Below are 24604 nucleotides of genomic sequence, written 5' to 3' on the forward strand. Positions count from 1 at the left end.
ACAATACTTTTCGATCCATATAAAAAAAGTTAAAGGATCACAAATCATAATTATAACAACGCATTTTAGAATAAACATAAACAAAAAATGATTTCGATATTTAGCAAATTAAAGCAAGGTTTATCTAAGACCTCAGGTAAAATATCAGCAGGTATTGATAAGATATTTTATAAGAAAAAACTAGATGCAGAAACATTAGAGGAATTGGAAGAGCTATTAATTTCGACTGATATGGGAAGTTTGGTAGCAGCTAAAATTATCGAAGATTTTAAATCGCTCAAATTCGATAAAGAAGTTGAAACTACCGAAATAAAAGAAACTCTTGCAAATCTTATTGAACAGCAATTATTAGAATCAGAAATTCCTTTTACTTTAAATGAAAATAAACTAAACGTGGTTTTAGTATGCGGTGTTAATGGTGCAGGTAAAACAACCACTATCGGTAAGCTTGCTGCAATGTATGGAATGCAGGGTAAAAAAGTAGCAGTTGCCGCATGTGATACGTTCAGAGCCGCCGCCGTAAATCAGTTAGATAGTTGGGTAACCAGAGCAAAAGCTTTGCTTATTACCGGCGAAGAGGCAGCAGATCCTGCAAGCGTTGCTTATAGAGCGGTGGAGGAATCGATTAAGCAAGACATCGATATACTTTTTATTGACACGGCAGGCAGACTTCACAATAAAAAGAACTTGATGGATGAGCTTACTAAGATTGTGAAAGTCATCAAAAAAGTAGATGAAAACCTCCCTACTCATAGCGTTTTAGTGATAGATGCTATTACCGGACAAAATACCTATAACCAAGTGGAGCATTTTAACGATGCTACTAATTTAACTGGTCTTATTGTAACCAAGCTTGACGGAAGTGCTAAAGCCGGTGTGATTGTCGGGGTGGTACAGAGATTTAATTTACCGATATATTTTATTGGTATAGGCGAACAGATAGAAGATTTGAAAATATTTAACCGACACGATTTTGCAAAAAGCTTAGTGGGGTTATAGTAAACTGATTTGAACTTTGTGCTTCGTTGTTCGTCGTCTCGCCTATTATTATAGGCGTCGCTCCTCACGCCTGTCACAAAATTCAACTGAGTTTACTCTCGGTATCATCCCGTGGGCAAGCTACGGGACGAAAAAACTGATCCATGCGGGGCAAGCCTCCTCGCAATGACGAAAACCTTTACCTATCATTTTTAGGTAAGCCTAAGCAATAATGTTTAAGAAACTTTCCATCGCTACTAATTAAATATACAAAATTAGAGTGTTTTAGTTCATATTTACCGGTTTCTGTATCAAATGTTTTTGGCTCATAAAATACTTTGAATTCATTAGCAACCTGTGTAATATCATCTATTGTACCGGTTAAACCTATGAAATTATTATCTATATTTTCAAGATATTTTTTGAGTACTTCACTTGTATCATTTATTGGGTCCAGAGTAATAAATACTGTCTGCACTACGATATTTTCTTTTTGTAAAATCTTTATAATATCCTCTATTTTTTTTAATGCATTCTCATCATCTAACGAGTAAGTAACGCCAAAGTAAATTAGGCTTAGATGTCCTTTTAAATCTTTATCATTAAAAACTTTCCCTTTTTGATCCTTAAGAGCGAATTTGATGGCTTGAGAATTATTTTTATCACTAACTTTCGTATTAATATAAATTTGAGATGGTTCAAACGAAGAGTAAAATAAATATAGATATATTATGCCAGTGATTACAGCTAAGGCTATGAAGATTTTTATTAGGTACATTTGGTTTTTGTGTTTTTTCATACCCTGCCGAAATTAGTTAACAAAAATATATTATTAAAATAATTAGAAATAACTACAATTATAAAGCTTGTTAGTCTAGTAAATAAAGTAAAAATAATCATACATGCGTATAAATATTACAATATTTACTTAGTGTTATTTTTATCACATCAAATCTTTTTAGTTAAGATTTATTAATTAATTTATCTAAATTATTAAGCTAATCTAAAAGTTTAGATTTAATTAGAAAAAACAACTAAGTAATAGGTTGATTATGATCAATCATCCTAAACACCCTAAACATCCTAGATATATTAGAGAGAAACAAATAAGCTCTACAAATAGCTCATCCCAAGAGTCAATTACCAGTAATAAAAATGAAACTCAAACAAAACAAGTAGAAGAAAGTACCAAAACTGTAGCGAAACTAGGCATAGAAAAAGAAATAGAAAATATATTCGAGAGTGAAAATTTTATTAACTTAGTTAATAAATATAGTGATGAATCTATTTTTAGTAAAAATAAGAAAGTCCTAATTATACTAGGGCAAGAACAAGAAGATCTAAATATTATAGTTAATTTTTTTAAAGATAATAAATTAAGTTTGGAACGTAATACACACAAAGATTGGTATTTTTCAAAAAAAAATCCTGTAGATAATCCAGAAATTTTAGACAGTTTTAGAGGCTATGTAACATATAAAAGTCCTTATTTAAATAGCAAAGCCTCAACACAAGAACTTACCTTAGATAAATTCTTGTTGCCAAAAATTTTGAGTACTGCTCCTACTAAATTTATATTGGCAGTAAAAAATATTGATACAACAAAAAATGCAGAAGAGGGTATAAAAAACATCGCTCAGATATTTAAAAAATTTACTCAATTACTTGGCAATGTTGATATAAATGAAGGGAATGTAGCTATAGTGGTAACTGACAGTAAGCCAGACGATGATAAAGAACGTATTTCTAATATTTTCCATGATGCTATTGAGCTTTGTAATTTTAATGATAAACAAAAATCTTTTATTAACAAGATACAAGACTCTATCTATTTATTGCCCCAAGTTAGTGAACAAGCAAAGGATTATAAAGCTTTACCAAGTTTTAAATCTGGCAATTATATAACTCAAAATGAAAATAATAAAATAACCATTGATGAAAAACTCATTCCATATTTTATAATACAGACCGTTAAGAACAATATAACAAATGAGGTCAGCAAATTTAAAGAATTAGTATATGCAAAATGGGAGAAAGAAAAGAGTTTAGTCTTTAAATTTAAAGTTTCTAATAATACTGATAAGTTGCAAAAATTAGTAGAAACCATAAAAAATTATAAAGCTACAGATAATAGTAATAAAACTATAGGAAGTTTTTTAGAAGTTGTTAAGGAGTTAAATCAGATTTTAGAAACTCCAAACTCTAAATTGGAAAGCTTCTTAAATTATTTAAAACATTTTTCTGATACTAAATTAAGTGATCAACATGATTTAGACATAATTGATGTTAAAGATTGGTTTAGCACTTTATTTGCTCCTTTTAATAAAATAAATTTAGAAGCGGAATTAATAGAGTCTTTTAAAACTGTATTAAAAAGTGATGAGTTTTCATTTGTTGGTAAGCTAAATGATGCTATTAAAGACTTTTATCAAGATATAAAAAATAGTAAGATTTTAGATATAAATCAAATAAATAACATAGAAAATCTAAAAGCTTTTTTAAAATCTATTAAAGATGCTAAGATTCAAAATTTAAAGGATATTACAGATACATTAACAAACAATATTCATTGTATATCTTTTAAATCTTTAGATATGTCTAAGATCATACTTGATAGTATAAGTAACTTTAAAAAATTAGTAAGTTCGATTAGTGAGCAAGAAGCTAAATCTCTTTGGAGTTGTATTACAGCATTTAAATCTATTGATGAAAAAAGTTTTACTGAAGTAATATATAGTAAGCTACTACATAGCCAAATAGCACCTATGCAAGGACAGAGTGCTTATAATTCGTTAGGGGAGTTATTAATAGCAACGCATGGATCTATCGCTTTTCATAATAAACAAGATGAATTGTACAAAAATCAATTAGCTGAAATTTATTGTCAGCATGCACAAGTTGTAAATACACCTTCTGCAATAGATTTATATAAAAAAGCTGCTGCTCTAGATTCTGTTAAAGCAAATATAAAACTAGGTAACATATATTTACAGCAAAGAGAATATGCAAAAGCATTAGAATATTTAAGAAAAACTAAATGTATTGATGACGAAAAGAAAGCATTTAAAGGATTAATCGATGAGATGAAGCATAATCCTGAGATAAATGATAGGAATTTAGCAGACGAGTATTTATTGCAGGCAGGATATTATGAAAAACACAGTAGAATAGATGATGCAACAAAAGCTTATCTTATTGCTATAGGTAAAATGGAAGGAATAGTTGAGCCTAAGGATTATTTAAAATTATCTAAGATATATACAAATCTAGCAAAAATAGTTTTACCGAGTAATAATAATAAAACAGAATATTTTATGCAAGCTACAGGATATAAGGTATTAGCAGAAAAATTTGATATTCCTCAAAAAATAGAACAAGATACATCTGTAGATTTATCACGCCCTATTTACGATCCTAAGGATGTTTTATTAAGTGGTGACAATAGTTCTAATGATTCTGATTATTACTCAGACTCAGGTAATTAAAATATCTTAATATAATTTTTATAGACAAGTAAAAATGAGGTGATAGTATAAAATAAATATATTTAATTACAAATTAGATATGACTCAAGATTATCCAGCTGATGATACAAAAAAAATTGCTGAGCAAATAAAAGATGCTTTAATGGGTATTAGTGACTCGCTTGTACTTGAAAGCACAGAAGTAGAAGAGCTTTTTGAGGAGTTGAGCCAAAGTGAAGATTTTGAATATGAGATAGAGCAGATACTTGCTATCTTAAATGAACAAACTATGGATTTAACTCAACTCCAATCGCAAATTATTTTATTGATCCGTAAATATTTAGGTAAAACTAAAAATCTAAAGCTTAAAATGCTGAAGATGGATGAAAAACTTATCAGTAAAAATATTTCCGAAGTCAGTAACTATTTAATGCATCAACATTCCAAAATTGTTAGAGATGCTAATAAAAACCTTGCAAACCAGAAAGATAAATTACAAGGCTTAACTAAGCAGGCAAGAATAGACCTAAAGCGTTTGATAAAAAGTTTTGCTGTTTATCAGATTTATATGTTTATGAATCCAAAAAGGATAGCCGGTGAGACAAAATTAATGAATTTTGCCTATAATTTTATTAGAGGTGGAATGAAATTAGCCCAAAAATATGAGGGTGGAAAGCCAAGAGATATCAAATCATATTCCCCTAAACTTATTAAAAAGCTTGAAAGAGCTCGTGCTGGTTTTAAAAAAAGCGGCGGCATTTCAATTTAAATATTGTCTTCTTCTACAAAAGCCTTATAGTTTAATAAAATTAATTCAATTATTATGGAGAAAGCACTTTCAACTTAAATCATTCATGCGAACTTAATATTGAAAAATTAATAACTTGGATACATCTTGGTTGCAGCTCCGAAGAAAAACACCATGCTCAAGCTGTAGAAATTAATATAAATTTAATTTTCCCAACTCCTCCACTAGCTACTCAAACTGATAATATCGATGATACCATTTGCTATGCAGAAACTGTAAGACTGATACAAAAGATTTGTCAGGAGAATCGCTTTAATCTTATCGAATATTTAGCAGCCCGAATATATGATATTATTTATCATGATCTTATCAAAACTAAATCAGAAAAAGTTTTTTTAAAGGTAACTGTTACTAAATTAAAATCACCAGTTTCAGGAGTACATGGCGGAATTTCTTTTTCTTACTCAGGGAAAGATAGTATATGATTTATATTTCTATAGGCAGTAATTTAGGCAACAGGTTTTTAAATATTAGAAGAGCTCTAAATTTACTCAAAAGCCATGGTTTTGTACTACTTAGGCAATCTATTATTTTTGAGACGCAAGCTATTCTACCACCTAACGCAGATAGTAGTTGGGATAGACCATATTATAACATGGTGGTACAAGGTACTACTGCTTTATTGCCCAATGCACTGCTAACTGTGCTTAAAAAGATTGAACAGCAAATAGGCAGAAAAGAGAATTATGATAAATGGTGTCCACGAGTTATTGATCTAGATATTTTACTTTGGGATAGTTATCATATAGATTTACCAGATTTAAAAATACCTCATTCCCAATTATTAAATAGACCGTTTCTTATTCATCTTATTGCAAGCTTGAGCATAGAATGCCGTTATATTTGCCCTGATAATAACCTCTATAACGATAAAGCTTTTGCAGAAATAGCCCATTTAATTGAAAATCAAGGGGTTATACGCTCACTTGTTTTAAATCCTCAATTTGTTGGTATTTTAAATATTACTCCTGATTCTTTTTCTGATGGAGGTTTGAGTTTTCATAAGGAAGATGCCGTTAAGAATTTTGTACATTTAATGGATGCAGGATCTAGTATGATCGATCTTGGTGCTCAGTCAACACGTCCCTCTGCTTTTATGATTAGTGAGGATGAAGAATATACTGGGCTTGATAGTGTTCTTGAAGAGCTAAAAGGAGTTATAGAAAAAACAGAAGCCCTTATTAGTATCGATAGTTTTTCGCCTGAAGTGATTAAACGAATTCTAAAAAAATATCCCGTTCATTGTATTAACTTAGTTAAAACTAATTTAGATAATGATACATTACGATTAATTGCAGATTATAATTGTAAAATTGTTATTATGCATTCGCTAACCGTTCCGCCACAAAAACAGCAATGTCTTGATTTTGATAAATCTCTGATTATTAGCTTAAATATATGGGCAGAGCAAGAAATAGCAAAATTAGAAAAATGTGGATTTGATAGAAAAGATATAATTTTTGATCCGGGTATAGGTTTTGGAAAGTCTGTTTATCAAAATTTACATATATTACAAAATATTCAAGAATTTAAAAAATTAGGATGTGAGATATTAGTTGGTCACTCAAGAAAATCTTATATTTCTACTTTCTATAATTCTATCGCAAAAGAAAGAGATTTAGAAACAATAGCAATATCAAAATATTTAGCTGAAAATGGGGTCAACTATTTACGAGTGCATAATGTTGAAGATCATCAAAGATTCTTTGTAACACAGGCATATACTCTTAATAAATAAAATATATTATGAAAAATAGAAAAATTACCGGCATAATGGCATGCGATCCTAAAGGAGTGATAGGGCTTAAAGGGCGGATGCCTTGGTCTTACCCTGAGGAGTTTGAGTATTTTTATCAAATAGTGAAAAATAATATTATAGTCATGGGGCATAAAACCTTTGACTCACTACCTCCTAAAATCTTACAAAACTGCATTTGCATTGTCTTTTCAAGAAATACGCCCACTTCCGATAATGATGTATTTTTTGTAGAGTCTTTAGATGAATTTTGGCAGGTAATAGAAATCTTTGCTGATAAGAAAATTTTTATGGTCGGAGGTGCAGAAATAGCTACTTTTTTTCTAAAGCAAAATCTTCTCGATGAATTTTTGCTTACAAGGATAAATAACGACTATGAAGGGGATGCTTTTTTCCCTCTTGATCTTTTAAAAGGTTGGGATTCAATGATGATTTATAAAACAAATAATTATCAAATTTACAAATTCACCAAAAATGCGATAATGAACATTTAATCATTATCTTTCGTTAAATGAAAAATATTTTCTTACATTCCTTAATAGTTGAGAATTACCGTAATTTCAAAAATCTCGAGCTAAAAACCGATAACATTCCAATAACTATTATTGGTGAAAATGGCAGTGGTAAAACTAATATCTTAGAAGCAATATCGCTTTTTTATCCAGGTAGAGGTTTAAGATCAGCAAGACTTGCTGATATATGTAGAGAGTCAGAAGATCATTGCTCTGTTAGAGCTTTATTGCAAAGTAAGCTTGGGCTTGCAGAGTTTAGCACACAAATCAAACGCATATCCAATAGAAGAACAACCGAATATAATAATTCCAAAATCGCCAATAATGAATTAAGTAAATTTACCAGTATGGTATGGCTTACCCCTCAAATGGAAGGGATTTTTACGAGCGGTACTAGTGATAGAAGAAAATTTTTTGACCGAATAGTTTATAATTTTGATCCAAAACATGCAGAATTAGTTAGTAAATATGAACATTATATGCAGGAGCGGAATAAAATTCTAGCTGAAGATATGTGGGATAATAATTGGCTTAAAACTATTGAAGAAAAAATGGCTGACACTTCAATCTACATTGCTAATAATCGCCTCAAAACTTTAGAGTTTATGCAGCAAGCAATTGATGATCTTGAAAACGAATTCCCAAAAGCTGAGCTATCAATTGATGGCATGGTAGAGCAGAAAATATTAAACGGCGAAGAAGATGTTGTTGGTTTTATTGCGGCAGAGCTTCATAAAACAAGAGATAAAGACAAGTTACTTGGTCGCACCAGCTTTGGAGTCCATAAAAGCGACTTTTTAGTTAAACATAAACACAAGAATATCTTAGCAAAATTTTGTTCTACCGGTGAGCAGAAAGCTATTTTAATTGCAATAATACTTGCCGAGATGAATTATGCTATAAAGTTAACTAAAACAGCTCCTATTTTGCTTTTAGATGAAGTATTTGTTCATTTAGATGATAGAAGACGAAACTATTTAACCGAATTTTTTATAAGTATCAATCTACAATTATGGGTCACAGCCACCGATTTAAAAGGAATAGAAGAGTTTGGAAATAAATCTCAGTTGATTAAATTATAGGCGTTGCTTGCGTGGATCGAAAAGCACTTGCAGTGTCATCCCGTGGTCAAGCCTATAGTACCGGACAGTTTTAAAAAAGTGTTATATTTTATTCAGGTGTAGGTGACCTTATATGTCATTCCCGCGTAGGCGGGAATCCAGTATAAAGCGAGAGAAATCGAGCTTTTAGCTTTAAAAATTTACTGTATTTAGGCTTTTTTTCCTGGATTCCCGCCTATGCGGGAATGACATAGAATAAAAATTGTCCGGTACTATAGGTCAAGCCACGAGATAACACCGAGTAGAGTAAATTATATAGCAACTTCAGCAAAACGTTGTTAATTAATATCATGATGATCTTGCATATTAGTGTCTTCACCCATAGGTGGTACAAATTCAGTAAGATCTGAAGTAGTAGTTTGATTAGTTTCGTTTATTTCTGAACTTAGTGAGCTATTAAGTTCTCCTAATTGTTTAGTCATAAATTCTAATTCTTTGTCAATATAATTATCCGAAGCTGGTTTATTTAGTTTTAATAATACTCGCCGAGTAAAGTCTTGTATGAAACTTTCTCTTTTTGTTAATAAGTCGTCTATATTTATTTCACTAAACTGCCGTTCAATAATTTGACTATTAAACTGTGTAAATGCTTGTAAAAATATTTGTATATTTTGATGTTTAGCATTAGCCTCAGCATTATTAAAACATTCATTTGCATCAAATTCTTGCTGTAATTTAACTAAAGAACAACCTTTATGAAAATTATATAAGGCGATATTGTCAGCTTCATTAGCATCTTTTAAAGCTTCATCAAAAAAAGCTATAGCTTTCTCATGATCATTTGTCTCTTCTGAATGATATAAGGCAAGAGCTTTACAGTAATTAGCCTCGCCTATTTTATTTAAATTAATTAAAGCTTCTGCTTTTTCCCAATAGGCGTCTTTTAAACTAATTTTCTTTGGAGTTAAATATCCCTTGTCAGAAGTAATAAATTTATCAAAATTTACAATAGCTTCTTCGTTTTTACTCATTATTTTTAAAAGTTGTGCCTTATATAATGATAAGTTTCAGTGACAACTCTATCGTTATCGCTCATATTTCCTTTGTGGGTCATCAATTCATCATAAACTGCTATTGCTTTATCAAACTGTCCTGCTTCTTTTAAAATGTTTGCTTTTTCCCAATAAGCTATACATGAAAACTTATTATATTTTATGGCTTCATCAAGATTTTGCAAAGCTTCATCAATTGCTTTCAATTTTTCTAATAATAGAGCTTTATAACAATAAGCTTTTGCAAGAGATTTATTATAATAATCAAGTTGATTTTCAAACATCACTGTTGTACTTTCTGAAATTTGAAAATTATCTTTTTGTTTTATGGCTTTATTATAGAATGCCATTGCTTTATCATATTGCTCTTCAATTTCAAAAACACTTCCTATAGCTAAAAATGGCTCAACATCAAAATTAAGCTCAAAATGTGTTTTTCCACTCTCATACTTTACGTTTCCACATTCGAAAGCTTTCTTATAGGCAAACATTGCTGTTTGATAATCACCCTGATTAAATAGTTTATGACCTGCATCAAGATAGTACCGCCCCTTAATTGCATTTTCTTTAAATTCCCGAGCATAAGGTTGCATATATTCATTTATTATGCTCAACATAGTTGCTACTACTTCACTATCATATGTATTTTCTAAACTTACTGATTCTTCCTTAATAATAGTTGCTTCTTGTGCTTCCATGATATTTTTTAATCTATCAACTTCTTCGTTAGTTAATTTCTTTTTCATAATTTTATCTAATTTTAATATATTGTGAGTGATAAAAATCTATTACTAACTATCGCAAGAAAAAGCAAGAAATTTTTCTAATAATTCCTCACTTCCCTATACAGAAATTCTTAAATATCTCGCCGAGGATTTCTTCAACATCAATAATGCCTGTAATAGCACCTATTCTACGCATAGTCATTCTGATATCTTCAGTTGCTAGAACTAAATCATTATCGAGGTTAAAATCTTTTAGATAGACGAGAGCTTGTTTAAGGTGATGGCGGTGGCGTTCATTTGTTATATAAGGCGTTTCAGTAAAACCTGCCATATTTTCAGCAATTTCTTCAATATTTTTTAATATACTCGGTAAAGCTATATTGTTTTTAATTGAAACCTTTAAGCATCTATATTTATTTTCTATATTAAATATTCTATTTTCGGGAATAAGGTCAATTTTATTAATTATTACAATAGTATTCTCATCAATCAAACCTGTTATATCTTCATTGACTGCGGAGTCTAAAGTCTCAGCATCGAACATCACAATTTTAATATCAGCTTTTTTTGCTGAATCTATTGCCCTCTTTATCCCCTCTTGTTCTATAACATCATTGCTTTCGCCTCTTATACCTGCTGTATCTTGCAAAATAATAGGGTATCCGCCTATATCCAAATGTCCCTCTATTATATCTCTAGTAGTACCTGCTATATTTGAGACAATTGCAATATCTCTTCGCATCAGGAAATTAAGTAGGCTAGACTTGCCAGCATTCGGTGGTCCTATAATTGCAAGCTTTAACCCACTTCTAAGCAATTCCCCTTTTCTGTTATCATTAAGATATTCGGATATTGTGTTTATAAGTGTTTTATGAGTATTTGTAACGTCTTTTAATACACTTTCCGGTATATCTTCGTCAGGAAAATCTATATAAGCCTCAAGTAAAGATATAATCCGCAGCAACTGACTTCGCCAGCTATTATATAGCTCTTCAAGTGCTCCCCCTGCTTGCCTAATTGCCTGTTTATGTTGCATAATTGTTTCAGCATTAATTAAATCGGCAATGCCCTCTGCTGCCGTTAAATCGAATTTATTATTTAGAAAAGCTCTTTTGGTGAATTCCCCTGCTTCTGCTAAACGAACGCCTGGTATATTTAGTAAAGCATTCGTAAGCATTATAGAGATGGCTTTACTACCGTGCGTATGAATTTCCACCACATCTTCGCCGGTAAAGCTATTAGGTGCTTTGAAATAAACAACCATAGCATTATCGATTAAGTCATTGCTTTCTGGGGAAGTAAGTTTTTGGTAATACATAAAGCGTGGTTTAAAATTAGATTTACCAGTTAGTAACTTTAAAACCTCTAAACTTTTAGTCCCAGAAACTCTAAAAACTGCTACCCCTGCCTTACCAAAGCTAGAGCTTTGTGCAAATATCGTTTCCATTTTTTTGATACTCCTAATATAAAACGATGTCATCCTGCGGCGGCTTTGTTTGCGTGGATCGAAAAGCACCCTGGGTGTCATACCGTGGCTTGTCCACGGTATGACAGGAGGAAATGATCCACGCAAACAAAGCCGCCACGGGGTGACATCGAATATACTAATAACTCTTCTACAAAGCTTTAAAGCAGAAGAGTATTGTTTATTAAATAATATATAATATAATAACAAATTAAATAAGCTATATTTACTTGAGAAAATCATGACGCCAAAAACACCTCTTTTAGATTCCGGTCGGTTAAACTGTCAAATACCAAACCATAAAGCTAAAATTTTAGAACTTAGCAAAAAACAGGAGTCAAATTCTTTATATGTCGAATTTATTGAAAAATTTTTGAGTTATATTCCTATTGATTATGATTTTGAGAATAAACAAAAACTATTTTTTGATTTTGCCGATGAAGCTTTTAACTTTTTTAAGTATAGAGAAAAAGGCGAGAGAAAAATATCAATAACAAATACTGTTATTGAAAACGATCCAGCAATAAATGTGTTAATATTGCTTGATAATAAACCTCATATTGTTGATTTTATCGTATGTCTTCTTAAGAATAAAGCACTGCAAACTAAATTTTTGCTGCATCCGGTAATAAAATGTACTCGTGATAGTAAAGGCAACCTAGAAAAAATATTAGAAAATTCAGCTGCAGAAGAAAAATCAGAATCTATATTACATTTAACAATCCTCGGAAATTTTGATGATAGTGCAGCTAATTTACTAATAAAAACTATAAATGATAGGCTAGATGAGCTTGAGGAAAGCCATAATGCCTTGCCAAATATGCAGGCAAAGCTCCAAGATTTATCTAAAAATATAATCGATAATGAGAAACTGAATTCCATAGAGGCTAAAGAATTTTTAAGTTGGTTACAAAATGATAATTTAATTTTATTAGGTATTATTGATTTTGAAGTAAATTCTACAAAATTAAGTAACAAGATTGGGACAACAAAAATATGGCAAGAAGTAAAAGATGAAATTGAAGATATTGTAAAATGTTCTGCTAGCCCATTATATCAAAACCAGCTAATAATACTTGGTAAAATAAATAGTGCCTCGCTTATTCATACAGATAATTTAATTGATTATATTTTAGTAAAGAAATTTGACTCTTCTGGTGAATGTATTTCAGGAAGTATAATTTTTGGTATATATAACTCAAATATGTATTACCATTCAATAAGTAATATCCCAATTCTTAGGCAGAAATTTAACTTCGTAATAGGGAAAGCTGGTTTTGCATTATCTGGTTATAATGCTGATAAGTTAAAAATTTTGATGGAGTCCTTACCTCGTGAGGCTTTAATTCAAATTGATCAAGGTGATTTATATTGCATGTGTTTGCATATGCTTTCTAGTATGATGAGTAAGAAGCTTAAATTATTCATTCAATATGATTGGTCGAGTTCTTTTCTAAATATTATAATTTTCTTACCTAGAGAGCGTCTAACTTCTGAAATACATAACATGATAGATTGTTATTTAGCTGAGAAATTCGGCAGTAAAATCCTATCTAACTATATCACTGAAGTAGTAGGCAGCTTTTCTTATCTTTTTGTCACCCTTGAAGCACAAGATAAGCATAAAATAAATTTTGAAGCGGAAAAAATTCAGCAAGATTTAGATCGTATTTCTAGATGTTGGAGTGAAGATTTTTATCTGAAACTTTCTAAAAAATTTGGTGAATATCAAGCAGGAATTAATTTTAAATTATTTGATAATATTTTTCCTGCTGATTATAGGCAAAAATTTTCTCCTGAAATAGCTTTAACAGATATTGAATATTTAACTGAAGCAAGTAGGAATCAAAGACGCATGTTTAATTTGATTGCTACAGGTGAATCAGAATTTTATCTAAAAATATATAGCCCGGGAGTTAGTCTTGCTCTTTCTAACATATTGCCACCAATAGAAAATTTAGGATTTAGTGCAATCGACGAACAGAGCTTTGTAATTAAAGAAGTCGGTGAGATTAAAGAAAGCTGGATATATAATTTTATTTTAACTTCTGTAGTACCGGTAAAAGACAATGTTCATGAGCTAAAAATAAATGTTGAAGAAGCCTTAGATAAAATGGTTCTTGGCATGCTTGCTAATGACTATTTAAGTAAATTAATAGTACTTGCCGGTTTTAACTGGAAGCAAGTTAAACTAGTCAAAGCTCTAACAAGATATTTACATCAAACAGGCTTTAGTTATGGCAAGGGTTATGTGCAATTGACACTTCTTAAACATCCTGAATATACGAAAAAATTAGTAAATCTATTTGATATAAAATTTAATCCTAAACATCTCGATCACGACTTCAAAGATATCAAAAAACAATTAAATGATTATTTATTAAAAGTTGAAGTAAGTAGTGAGGATAAAGTACTTCGTAGCATGCTTGGTGTTCTTGAGGCTGTTACTAGAACAAATTACTATCAACCTAACAAACATTATTTTTCATTTAAGTTCGATTCCTCTAAAGTCCCCCATTTACCTCAGCCAATCCCATTTGCTGAAATATTTGTTTATTCAAGAAGTTTTGAAGGAGTGCATTTAAGAGGCGGTCCTGTATCACGTGGAGGACTTAGATGGTCAGATAGAGCAGAAGATTATAGATATGAAGTACTTGGGCTTATGAAAGCACAAATGACTAAAAATTCTGTTATAGTACCTGTTGGTTCTAAGGGCGGTTTTTATCTTCACTTTACTGATGAGGGATTGAGTCGTGATAAATATATGGAAAAGGTCGTTGAGTGTTATAAGAATTTCCTTAGAGGCTTACTAGATATAACCGATAACATAGTTGATGGCAAAGTAGTACATCCTCAAGATATTATTATTTACGATAAGGAAGATCCATATCTTGTAGTTGCTGCTGATAAAGGAACAGCTTCATTTTCAGATTATGCTAATAGCGTTTCCAGAGAATACAATTATTGGCTTGATGACGCTTTTGCTTCAGGTGGTTCTGCTGGTTATGACCATAAGAAAATGGCTATTACCTCTAAAGGTGCTTGGATTTCTGTAACTAATCATTTCAAGACTTTAGGTATAGATGTACAGAAAGACCCTATCACTGTGACAGGGATAGGCGATATGTCAGGTGACGTATTCGGTAATGGAATGCTTCGCTCAAAAGCTATTAAGCTAGTTGCTGCTTTTAACCATAAGCACATATTTATTGATCCTGAACCTGATCCTTTAACAAGCTTTAATGAGCGTTTACGTCTATTTAATTTAAAAGGTTCTAACTGGTCTGATTATGATAGTAAGCTGATTTCTAAAGGCGGCGGGATATTTGAGCGTAGTAGTAAATCGGTAAAATTATCGCCAGAAATTAAAAAATTACTTGATGTAAATGATAGTGAAATATCACCTGAAGAGCTAATTAAAGCTATTTTAAAAGCTGAAGTTGATTTGCTATGGAATGGCGGAATAGGCACTTATATTAAAGCAAAAACAGAAAATCATCTAGAGATCGGCGATAAAGCGAATGATAATTTAAGATGTAATGGTGAAGAAATTAGAGCAAAGGTTATTGCGGAAGGCGGAAATGTTGGTGTATCGCAACGAGGCAGAGTTGAGTATGCCAAAAAAGGCGGACGTATCAATACCGACTTTATTGATAACTCAGCAGGTGTTGATTGTTCTGACCATGAAGTAAATATTAAAGTTGCTTTTAGTAATTCTGTTGCTTCCGGTAAGGTTACTTTAGATGAGCGTAACAAGCTGTTAATTGATATGACAAAGCAAGTTGAAGAATTGGTTTTAGAGGATAATTATAAGCAAACCGAAGCAATAACGATTATGCAATTATCGCCTACCTTAACAGTCAGTATATTCAGTCAGTTTATTGATATTTTAGAAGAAGAAAAAATATTAGTACGTGAGAATGAATTTTTACCAACTTCCGAAGAATTAAACAGAAGAGCCATAAACGGGGAAGTATTAACTCGTCCTGAACTTTGCTTATTACTTTCATATAGTAAAAGATCGGCTTCTCATGAATTACGTAACTCAACCTTTTCTCATGATAAATATTTTGATTCTTATCTTGTAAATTATTTTCCTAAAATAATGCAAGAGAAGTTTCGGGAGGAAATTTTATCTCATCCTCTTAAGCATGAAATTATTAAAACTGTTGTAATAAATAAAATAGTTAATCAGCTTGGTGGACCACTTATTAGCATAACAAGACGTGAAACTGGTGCTCCTCTTTGCGATATAATAAGATCATATACTATTATTTGTGAAATTTTTGAACTTGATGATATATGGGAAAAGGTAAGTAATCTAGCTACTAATATCGATTATAACATTAAGATTGATATGTTTACTGAGATAACAAAATTAATGCGTCGTGGTATTTCTTGGTTTATCAAAAATTTAAAACATCCAATTAATATTAGTAAAACTATAGAAGAGTTTAAAAAACCTGCACAGAATCTAAGAGAAGTAGTAGGTAATTTACTAGCCGGAGAAGCAAAAATAAAGTTTGAAGAAAAGTTAAACTATTATGTAAGTAACGGAATAGACAAATCATTTGCTAAAGATATTCTTACCTTTTGATAGTTTGATTTCGGTATTTGATATAATACATGTAACGAAACAAGTATCAGGTAATGATGAAGAAATGGCAAAAGCTTATTTTACAATCGGTAATATGTTTAGTTTATACTGGTTACGTAAAACTTGTGATAGACAATTAAACGATTCATATTGGCGTCGTTTGGGTTTACAATCCTTAAAAGATGACTTATATGACAAACAACGTAGATTATTAATAAAAATTATTAATAAATCTCAAACAACTATTGATTTAGATTTATGGATTGATAATAATAAAAGTTTAGTTAAGAATTTTCTTGATTTTATTAAAGAAATTAAATCTCAGGAAGTTATAGACTTAAATGTAATAATTTTAGTAAATAAAAAATTTGAAATATTTTTACAAAAACTTGAATAATTATGTCATCAATGCTTAAGCGGACCAGATTAGATTTGGGTAAAACCTTAAACCAAGTATCTCTAGATTTAAAAATTAGAAAAAAATATTTAATAGCTTTAGAAGAAGGGAAATTAGATGTTTTACCAGGGGAAGTATATGTAAAAGGTTATCTAAAATTATATTTAGATTACCTTAACATAAGATATCGTAATGCTGAGCAGTTAGAAACTAAAAAAAATAATGAACAAGAAAAATTATTAAGCAGAAATAAAAATAAAGCCTTAGTAAATTATAGACACAAAAAACAGTTGATATTTATGTCTATTGTAATGTTATCTATTATTATAATAATTTATCCATTTATAGAGTTAGCTTAAAAAATGAATAATGAAATATTAATGAGCTTAATGCAACAAGTAGAGTATAGGCTTGATAATCTATTAAATGTGCTTGCAAATAATCAATATGAGATCCATAGGTTACAAAATGAAAATAATCAACTAAGAAATGATTATGTAAGAATATTAGATCAAATTAACATTTATGTTAATGAACTTGAAGAAATAAAAAAATTACAAAAATAATTATGGCAATTGTTACGATAACGTTAAATAATAAAAACTTTCAATTATATTGTAATAGTGGTGAAGAGGAAAAATTATTATTTTTAGCAAATAAATTAAATGAAAAAATAAGCGAAATCAAAGCAGTAAATCCGGCTGCATCATTTGATTTGTTGCTTGTTATAGCCCTACTTAATGCTCAATCCGAAATAACACATCTTGCTAATAAGATTGAGACCAATAGTCTTCAAAAAAATTCCCAAGACGAAGAAAAATTTGCAGAAACTTTATCCACTATAGCAGGTTATCTAGAAAACCTTGCACGCAAAATGGAAAAGTGATATATTAACGTTTGGCTGCTTGGTTCGTGAGCTTAATATTAGCCTAGGACTACCACTAACTTTAGGACATCGTCCCTGTCTAATACTCATTTAAGTTTAGATATATGAAGTCCACCTTTACATAAAGGTCTTTGAAGGATTTTAAGTAACGACTAAAGCGGTCATTTGTCATCCCGTGGCTTGACCACGGGATCCAGCATAAAGCGAGATAAATCGAGCTTTTAATATTCGTATTTTTTTACTAGAACCCGTGAATAAATCACGGGATGACACTGAAAATAACATTACACCTCTAAAATGAAGAAAAAAAAATCTGCTAATAAAGTGCTTGGTGCATTTTTAGGTACCATCATTGAATATTACGACTATAGCCTATACGGATTTTCTGCTGCAATTATTGCTGAAAAATTCTTTTCCCCTGCTACGGATCAATTAACAAAACTTGTAAATGTTTTTGCTGTATATGCTATTGCATATCTGTCAAAGCCTCTTGGAGCTTATATATTTGGACGTATAGGTGATAAATATGGCAGAAAAAAAGCTCTTAGTTTTACGATTATCGGTATTATAATTCCTACCTTAATAATAGGGTTATTACCTGACTACTCTACCCTTGGAGTTTGGAGTACGATAATCCTTGTTTTATGCCGTTTTATGCAAGGCATATTTATTGCAGGTGAGTATGATGGTGCTGCAATTTACGTTATTGAACATTTAGGTCCGAAATACCAATTTACCGCTTCAGCTATCACTAGATGTACGGGAGTTATTGGATTATTATCGGGAATTGGGGTAACTAACTTCTTTAATGCACATATTTTTCCTGATTGGAGTTGGCGTATTCCATTTTTATTGAGCGTACCATTAGGGCTTGTAACTCTTTATTATCGTCAGAAATTCGATGAGACTCCTGAATTTAAAAAGGCTGGTAGTAATAATTCTATTCAAAAATTTAATGTTTTGATTAGAAAGCAATGGAAGAATATTTTGCCTCTCATATTTTTAGCAGGAGGCTTTGGAGCAACATATCAAATTGCAATCATTTTCATGAAGCAATATTTACCGCTTGTGCTACCTGCAACCGGCGTTATAATGAGTTCTTTTTCGGTATTGGTAGTATTATGCTTTGCTGTTTTTATGCCAATCGCCGGATTTATTGCCGATCGTATTCGTGTTAATATAGTATTAAAAACTGCCCTCATATCTACCATTATAGCAAGTATAATTTTTACGATAGCGGTAGAGTATCAAATGACCAATTTAGGGCTTTTTGCTAGCTTAATGCTAGCTGCTTCAGTTGCTCCGTTTAATGCTCTTGCTCATAGCGTGGTTATTAAATCTTTTGCAGTTAGAGAGCGTTATCGCGTCATAAGTTTTGGGCATACTATAGGCTCGATGCTAATGTCTGGTACTGCTAATTATATATGTCTATTAGTAATAAAAAAATATAATTTTACCCTATTCCCTATTTTATATATTTGCATTTTCAGCGTACTAGCTTACTCTATGACGTTATTATATGATAGAGATAATCAAGTAAGTAATAATTAAAATGAAAAATATTGTGTATCTGTACTTATTAATGTGTATTTTAGCTATTTCGCAATTTACATAAACCCAGGGAGGTAAAGGTGTTTATCCTATATATCAAGAAATGAAAAAAATAGGGTATAACGTTAAGGTAGTAGCTATTCCTTTATATAACGGTTGGTATCATTTACCTATAGATAAAGAATTTATGGAAAATTTTGACAAAGAGGATGTTATATACCCTTGTGGAATAGATGAACCATATACCAAATGTTTAGGTATAGAATCATATAAACCTGATTACATTTTTGTACAAAATCCTTATAATGCTTATAGTAATTCAATTTTAGATCCTTATTTTGTAAATACAACTCTCAAAAAGATTGCAAAAAAAATAGTATATATACCTTATGGTCCCCATATTTTTCATCAAGAATTTATAAATGATAAAGAATTACCAAATTTTGTAGATTTAGTATTTGTTGATTCAGAAAGTACACAAAATATTTATATTGAAAAATACGGATTTAAAAAAGACAATGTCATTGTTTCAGGATATTACACTTATAAAGAAATACGAGATATTATGAATAATAATATTAAAGTAGATCGACCTGAAACTATATTATGGTTACCGAGATGGACTTTAAATTTTAAACATCGTGATCTATTTGAAAGTGGCTCTACTTTCTTAAATTATCATTATTTTTTCTATAATTATGCATTAAAAAATCCAAATATACATTTTATTATAAGACCACATCCATCGTTGTTGTTTGTAATCAGTAATCAAAACCTTTTAACTCAAGAAGAATTAGATCAAATTTTTGAAAAATTTAGAAGCTTACTAAATGTTACCGTATCTGATAGTACCTATGTACCTTTGGTAAACGATATAATGAAATCGGATGTTATAATAAGTGATGGTACTTCTGCACTTGCAGAAGTAGTAGTAGCTGACAAGCCTATTATATATTTAAGTGATGGCTGGAATAATGAATTTAATAGTAATAAATTATCAAAAGAATTAAAAAAATATGTTTATTTAGCTTATAGTCATACTGAGATTATAGATTACATAGGAAAAATAAGGCAAAATAATTATACCCTTTCGGGTAATAGAGAAGAATTTAAAAAAATACTTGATCCTGTGGAAAATCCTGCAAAATTTATTGCTGAATATTTACTGAATAACTAAATATAATTAAGACTTCTTTTTAAACATCTCTAGCATTCTTTTTGTGACTATGAATCCGCCAAAGATATTGATAGATGCAAGCAGTGTTGCAAAAATCCCTAGCAAGCCAGAAAAACCAAAAGCACTACTACTTGCTGCTATCATAGAGCTTAGCACTATAATACCTGAAATAGCGTTAGTGATCGACATAAGAGGAGTATGTAATGCTGGAGTTACTTTCCATACTACATAATAGCCTACAAAAGAAGCTAGTACAAAAACTGTTATAGCAAACACTAAAGGATCAATAGTAGAAGCTGCAACTTGCGAGCTGCCATCTATCACTAAATCTTTTAATTTATCTGATAGTTCTTGGGTATTTTGAGCAATTTCACTAGCTTGCTTAGCTATTATTGGTAATTGATTCATATTTTTTCTTTTGGTTGTGTTATGTATTAAGTATGTGGTGAGATATACGAAGATCAACTTGGAAAAGAGCAAGGAGTCTATAAGTCGAGGAGCGGAGCGTACACTTTAGTACGTGAGCACCACAGATCTTATAAGACGACGTAGCCAATTTTTCAAGTTCATCGAGTATACTTCTCGTTCACAATTTTGCCATCCTTAGTAACCAACATAGACTGCACTAACTCATCATCCATATTAAGTTTGTCGTCTTGGAGTGCGTAATTTAAAAAATTATATAAATTCTTAGAATATAATTTTGAGCTATCAGTTGCAATTTTAGCAGCAAGGTTTGATAAACCTATTATAGTAACACCGTGTTTAGTAATGATTTTATCAAGTTCCGAGCCTTCAACATTTCCGCCCGTTGCGGTTGCTATATCAACAATAATCGATCCGTGTCTCATTGATTTTAGCATTTTGTCTGTAACAAGCAAAGGTGCTTTTTTTCCAGGAATTTGTGCAGTAGTAATAACTATATCATAGTTTTTAATGATTTTTGCTAAAAATTCCTCTTGTTTAGCTTTATAGCTTTCAGAGCTTTCCCCAGCATAGCCTGATTTATCTTGTAGATCCTCTTGCAGTTCTGGCGAAACAAATTTAGCCCCTAAACTCTCTACCTGTTCTTTTGTTGCCGATCTTACATCGTATCCTGCAACGACGCTACCAAGTCTTTTTGCTGTTGCAATTGCTTGTAGCCCTGCAACACCGATACCAAGTATTAGAGTTTTACAAGGTGAAACAGTGCCTGCTGCCGTCATCATCATTGGAAAAGCTTTGGTATAATGATAGCTCGCTTCAATTACTGCCCTATATCCTACTAAATTACTTTGCGAAGATAGAGCATCCATATTTTGAGCTTTAGTAATTCTTGGCACTAGCTCCATTGCAAAGCTAGTTAGATTTTTTTTAGCTGCTGCTTTAATATATTCGTGATTCAAATAAGGCGATAGAAGCCCGATAATAACAGCCCCTTTTTTAGCAAATTCAAGTTCACTATATTTATCGCTAACAGGGGATGGTTGAACCTTTAATATAATATCAGCATCAGAAATAATTTCGAGTGGTACAGCCGATATTTTAGCACCTACTGCTATATATTCTTCATCAAGAAAGCCGGCATGAACTCCTATATCTTTCTCGACAGTAACAGCAAAGCCTTTTTTAACCAAAAGGCTAGCTACTTCAGGTGTTATAGCAACTCGTGTTTCGTGCTTTACTTTTTCTCTTAAGGCAACAATTTTCATAAATACTATTTGTTTTAAGTATATAACTAAGGTATTTTAAACATAATTTACAATATAAAACAATGAAAATGAAAAAGATATTTTTTTTAATTATCGTTTGTATTTTTACAAATTCGATTGCGGCATTTGGATCAGATGATAAAGCAGCTATTTTAGAGCTAAAAACATATCTGCGTACGATGAAATCAATTGCAGTAGATTTTACACAAGAAGATTCTAAAGGTAATATAGTTCAAGGAAAATTGTTGATCAGCAAACCCTATAATTTCAGATGTAATTATTACCCTCCTTTCCCTATAATTATAGTAGGTACTAAAAATTTTGTATCAATGTATGATTATGATATGGAGCAAGTAAGCCGTATTGCTAGGGATGAAAATATATTTAATTTTTTACTTGAGGATAATGAAAATTTCGACAAAGATTTTGTGGTTGAATCAGTTGTTAATGAAAAAGAGTTCTCAAGGATTAATATCTATCACAAAGTAACAGAACGACATAGTGAAATTACTTTAAACAAGGCTAATAAACAAATTGAGTTGCTTAAAATATTTGAGGATACTAATGTAGTAACCATTAAATTTGATAATATAGTCAAGGTACAAAAATTTGATGAAGATTTATTTAAGTTAAAAAATCCTGAGATATATGGTGTACCCGAAAGGTTAACAAAATCAGAAATAGAAAAAAAATATGTTGTTTCTTCTAGCTAAAAAGGTTATGTTAATTATGCTAGTAGTGGGCATCGTGCTTATTTAGTTGGTCAGGTCCGAGAGGAAGCAGCCAGAGTAGGATTCGCTGGGTCACTACTAGTAACAGTTTTCCGTCATTGCGAGAAAATTACGAAGTAATTGACGAAGCAATCTCGTAAAGCAGGAGTATAAAATTCCTGAGATTGCCACGCTCCTTGCAGTCGCTCGCAATGATGATAATTTCTAAAATTTAAATCGTGACCGATATAAATTCAAATAATCAATATATCCCTTTTGCTAGGAAATATCGTCCAAGTAGTTTCGCTGAACTGCATGGGCAAGAGGTACTTGTAAAGGTCTTAAGTTACACTATCCTGAATAATCGCCTAGCTGGTGGGTATCTTTTAACAGGTATTAGGGGAGTTGGTAAAACTACGTCCGCTCGTATTATTGCTAAAGCGGTAAACTGCTCTGCTTTAATTACTGAAGATAATAATATTAAGACATGTGAGCAGTGTGTAAATTGCGTTAGTTTCAACAACCATAACCACTCTGACATAATTGAAATCGATGCGGCAAGTAAAACTAGCGTTGATGATATACGCAGAATTATAGAGTCAGCTGAGTATAAGCCTCTGCAAGGAAAGTATAAAATATTTATTATTGATGAAGTGCATATGCTTTCTAAAGGTGCTTTTAATGCACTTCTTAAGACTTTAGAAGAGCCGCCACCACATGTGATATTTATTTTTGCAACAACCGAAGTACAGAAAATCCCAGCAACGATTATTTCAAGATGTCAAAGATATGATTTAAAACGTCTTAGCTTTGAAGAAATTTTTAAGCTACTTGAGTATATAGTTAAAGAAGAAAATCTAAAAACAGATATAGAAGCTTTAAGAGTAATAGCTTATAAATCGGATGGTTCGGCTCGGGATGCAGTATCTATTCTAGATCAGGCAGCTAGTTTATCCGCTAAATCTGATAGTATGATTACAAGACAAGCAATTAATCAGATGCTTGGGCTTGTCGACAATAATGTTATACTAGAATTTAGTGAGTATATAGTTAATAGAGATATCGCAAATAGTATTTCTCTAATAAATAAGCTTTATTCTTCTTCAGTTAATCTTGAGATATTTATAGAATCAGTATCAGAATTTATAGCTTATCTTAATAAGGTGAAGATGTTGCCTAGCTATAGCATGCCGTTATACGAGTCGTTTAATGATAGAATTAAAAATATTTTGAGTAAAATTAGCTTCCCGCATTTATCAATTTTATGGCAAATATATAGTAAAGGGGTAGCGGAAATCAAAATTTCTTATAATCAACTTATTGAAACTGAAATGTTGATTATAAAATCAATATATTCAGCCTCGTTGCCATTGGATGATTCACCGAGTGATAATAGAGATTTAAAACAGCCATCTACTGAAGAAATAAAAAAAAAATTTGAAATTGTAGATTTTCTTAAGTATCTTTATGAAAATAATGAGATAGAAATATATTATTTTTTATTGAACAGTATAGAACTTAAAAATTTTTATGATAATAAATTAGAAATTGTGAGTTCTGAGATAACAAGCAAAATAAAGAAACAAATAGAAAATTTATTGTTTGCTTTTAGTAATGAAAAAATCGAAATTATAATATCGAAAGAGCAGCAACAAACGACTCTAAAAAGTCAATTAACAGATAAAATTGAGTCAGGTGATGGTTTTAGTTTAATAAAAAAACACTTTCCTGATGCAAAAATTATGGATATTCTACTTAAAAATTAAAGGATAAA

The 24604-nt window shown here is 30.9% G+C and carries 20 protein-coding genes, 1 other RNA gene and 1 pseudogene; 16 read left to right on the plus strand and 6 right to left on the minus strand.

All coding sequences use genetic code 11. The annotated features are described in order from the left end of the window. Nucleotides 1-87: 87 nt before the first annotated feature. Nucleotides 88-999 (plus strand): signal recognition particle-docking protein FtsY, encoded by a 912-nt coding sequence (gene ftsY / locus RBE_RS00155; protein ID WP_011476724.1) that lies wholly within the window; start codon nucleotides 88-90, stop codon nucleotides 997-999. 178 nt (nucleotides 1000-1177) lie between these two features. On the opposite strand, the gene RBE_RS00160 is transcribed toward ftsY, so the two are convergent. Further along, nucleotides 1178-1777 (minus strand): SCO family protein, encoded by a 600-nt coding sequence (locus tag RBE_RS00160; RefSeq protein ID WP_011476725.1) that lies wholly within the window; start codon nucleotides 1775-1777, stop codon nucleotides 1178-1180. 253 nt (nucleotides 1778-2030) lie between these two features. Between RBE_RS00160 and RBE_RS00165 the strand changes: the two genes are divergently transcribed. From RBE_RS00165 to recF, 6 genes are all read left to right on the plus strand, one after another. Continuing rightward, nucleotides 2031-4463, plus strand: a complete 2433-nt coding sequence (locus RBE_RS00165; protein WP_011476726.1) for a tetratricopeptide repeat protein — start codon at nucleotides 2031-2033, stop codon at nucleotides 4461-4463. Between the two features lie 79 nt (nucleotides 4464-4542). Further along, nucleotides 4543-5211 carry a DUF5394 family protein gene (locus RBE_RS00170; protein WP_011476727.1) on the plus strand — a complete coding sequence of 223 codons (669 nt, stop codon included), beginning with the start codon at nucleotides 4543-4545 and terminating at the stop codon, nucleotides 5209-5211. Between the two features lie 119 nt (nucleotides 5212-5330). After that, nucleotides 5331-5675: a dihydroneopterin aldolase gene (locus RBE_RS07645; RefSeq protein ID WP_231278390.1), complete on the plus strand. Its 345-nt coding sequence runs from the start codon at nucleotides 5331-5333 to the stop codon at nucleotides 5673-5675. Next, a complete protein-coding gene (gene folP, locus RBE_RS00175) occupies nucleotides 5672-6988 on the plus strand; it encodes a dihydropteroate synthase (RefSeq protein WP_011476728.1) in 1317 nt (438 codons plus the stop codon). The genes RBE_RS07645 and folP overlap by 4 nt, the downstream gene beginning before the upstream one ends. 8 nt (nucleotides 6989-6996) lie before the next feature. Beyond that, complete coding sequence (locus RBE_RS00180) at nucleotides 6997-7500, plus strand: dihydrofolate reductase (RefSeq protein ID WP_011476729.1); 504 nt, start codon at nucleotides 6997-6999, stop codon at nucleotides 7498-7500. A gap of 17 nt (nucleotides 7501-7517) precedes the next feature. Then, nucleotides 7518-8600 (plus strand): DNA replication/repair protein RecF, encoded by a 1083-nt coding sequence (recF, locus tag RBE_RS00185; protein ID WP_011476730.1) that lies wholly within the window; start codon nucleotides 7518-7520, stop codon nucleotides 8598-8600. 317 nt (nucleotides 8601-8917) lie between these two features. On the opposite strand, the gene RBE_RS00190 is transcribed toward recF, so the two are convergent. The 3 genes from RBE_RS00190 to mnmE all read right to left on the minus strand — a co-directional run bounded on the left by RBE_RS00190 (nucleotide 8918) and on the right by mnmE (nucleotide 11803). Then, complete coding sequence (locus RBE_RS00190; RefSeq protein ID WP_011476731.1) at nucleotides 8918-9610, minus strand: hypothetical protein; 693 nt, start codon at nucleotides 9608-9610, stop codon at nucleotides 8918-8920. Nucleotides 9611-9615: 5 nt separating this feature from the next. Next, nucleotides 9616-10377, minus strand: coding sequence for a tetratricopeptide repeat protein (locus RBE_RS00195; protein ID WP_011476732.1), 762 nt, complete (start codon nucleotides 10375-10377; stop codon nucleotides 9616-9618). 88 nt (nucleotides 10378-10465) lie between these two features. Beyond that, the gene (gene mnmE / locus RBE_RS00200; protein ID WP_011476733.1) at nucleotides 10466-11803 is read right to left on the minus strand and encodes a tRNA uridine-5-carboxymethylaminomethyl(34) synthesis GTPase MnmE; all 1338 of its coding nucleotides are present in this window, start codon (nucleotides 11801-11803) and stop codon (nucleotides 10466-10468) included. A gap of 259 nt (nucleotides 11804-12062) precedes the next feature. Between mnmE and RBE_RS00205 the strand changes: the two are divergent. The 6 genes and pseudogenes from RBE_RS00205 to RBE_RS00230 all read left to right on the plus strand — a co-directional run bounded on the left by RBE_RS00205 (nucleotide 12063) and on the right by RBE_RS00230 (nucleotide 20429). After that, nucleotides 12063-16815 (plus strand): annotated as a pseudogene (locus RBE_RS00205) (NAD-glutamate dehydrogenase). A 2-nt stretch (nucleotides 16816-16817) separates the two neighbouring features. Beyond that, nucleotides 16818-17174 (plus strand): helix-turn-helix domain-containing protein, encoded by a 357-nt coding sequence (locus RBE_RS00210; RefSeq protein ID WP_011476736.1) that lies wholly within the window; start codon nucleotides 16818-16820, stop codon nucleotides 17172-17174. Between the two features lie 3 nt (nucleotides 17175-17177). Then, nucleotides 17178-17381 (plus strand): hypothetical protein, encoded by a 204-nt coding sequence (locus RBE_RS00215; RefSeq protein WP_012151542.1) that lies wholly within the window; start codon nucleotides 17178-17180, stop codon nucleotides 17379-17381. Nucleotides 17382-17383: 2 nt separating this feature from the next. Then, nucleotides 17384-17701: a cell division protein ZapA gene (locus RBE_RS00220; RefSeq protein WP_011476737.1), complete on the plus strand. Its 318-nt coding sequence runs from the start codon at nucleotides 17384-17386 to the stop codon at nucleotides 17699-17701. A gap of 297 nt (nucleotides 17702-17998) precedes the next feature. Further along, complete coding sequence (locus RBE_RS00225; RefSeq protein ID WP_011476738.1) at nucleotides 17999-19252, plus strand: MFS transporter; 1254 nt, start codon at nucleotides 17999-18001, stop codon at nucleotides 19250-19252. 103 nt (nucleotides 19253-19355) lie between these two features. Further along, nucleotides 19356-20429 (plus strand): hypothetical protein, encoded by a 1074-nt coding sequence (locus RBE_RS00230; RefSeq protein WP_011476739.1) that lies wholly within the window; start codon nucleotides 19356-19358, stop codon nucleotides 20427-20429. 6 nt (nucleotides 20430-20435) lie between these two features. On the opposite strand, the gene RBE_RS00235 is transcribed toward RBE_RS00230, so the two are convergent. Next, entirely contained in the window at nucleotides 20436-20837 is a 402-nt protein-coding gene (locus tag RBE_RS00235; protein ID WP_011476740.1) for an NAD(P) transhydrogenase subunit alpha, read from the minus strand. A 158-nt stretch (nucleotides 20838-20995) separates the two neighbouring features. Continuing rightward, nucleotides 20996-22120, minus strand: coding sequence for an NAD(P) transhydrogenase subunit alpha (locus RBE_RS00240; protein WP_011476741.1), 1125 nt, complete (start codon nucleotides 22118-22120; stop codon nucleotides 20996-20998). Between the two features lie 68 nt (nucleotides 22121-22188). Here RBE_RS00240 and RBE_RS00245 point away from each other — a divergent pair, with 68 nt between their 5' ends. From RBE_RS00245 to dnaX, 3 genes are all read left to right on the plus strand, one after another. Continuing rightward, nucleotides 22189-22833: an outer-membrane lipoprotein carrier protein LolA gene (locus RBE_RS00245; RefSeq protein WP_011476742.1), complete on the plus strand. Its 645-nt coding sequence runs from the start codon at nucleotides 22189-22191 to the stop codon at nucleotides 22831-22833. Between the two features lie 14 nt (nucleotides 22834-22847). Then, nucleotides 22848-22941: signal recognition particle sRNA small type (ffs, locus tag RBE_RS07625), an RNA gene on the plus strand. Nucleotides 22942-23069: 128 nt separating this feature from the next. Next, nucleotides 23070-24596 carry a DNA polymerase III subunit gamma/tau gene (gene dnaX / locus RBE_RS00250; RefSeq protein WP_011476743.1) on the plus strand — a complete coding sequence of 509 codons (1527 nt, stop codon included), beginning with the start codon at nucleotides 23070-23072 and terminating at the stop codon, nucleotides 24594-24596. Nucleotides 24597-24604 lie beyond the last annotated feature (8 nt).

The organism is Rickettsia bellii RML369-C (assembly GCF_000012385.1).
GTDB lineage: Bacteria > Pseudomonadota > Alphaproteobacteria > Rickettsiales > Rickettsiaceae > Rickettsia > Rickettsia bellii.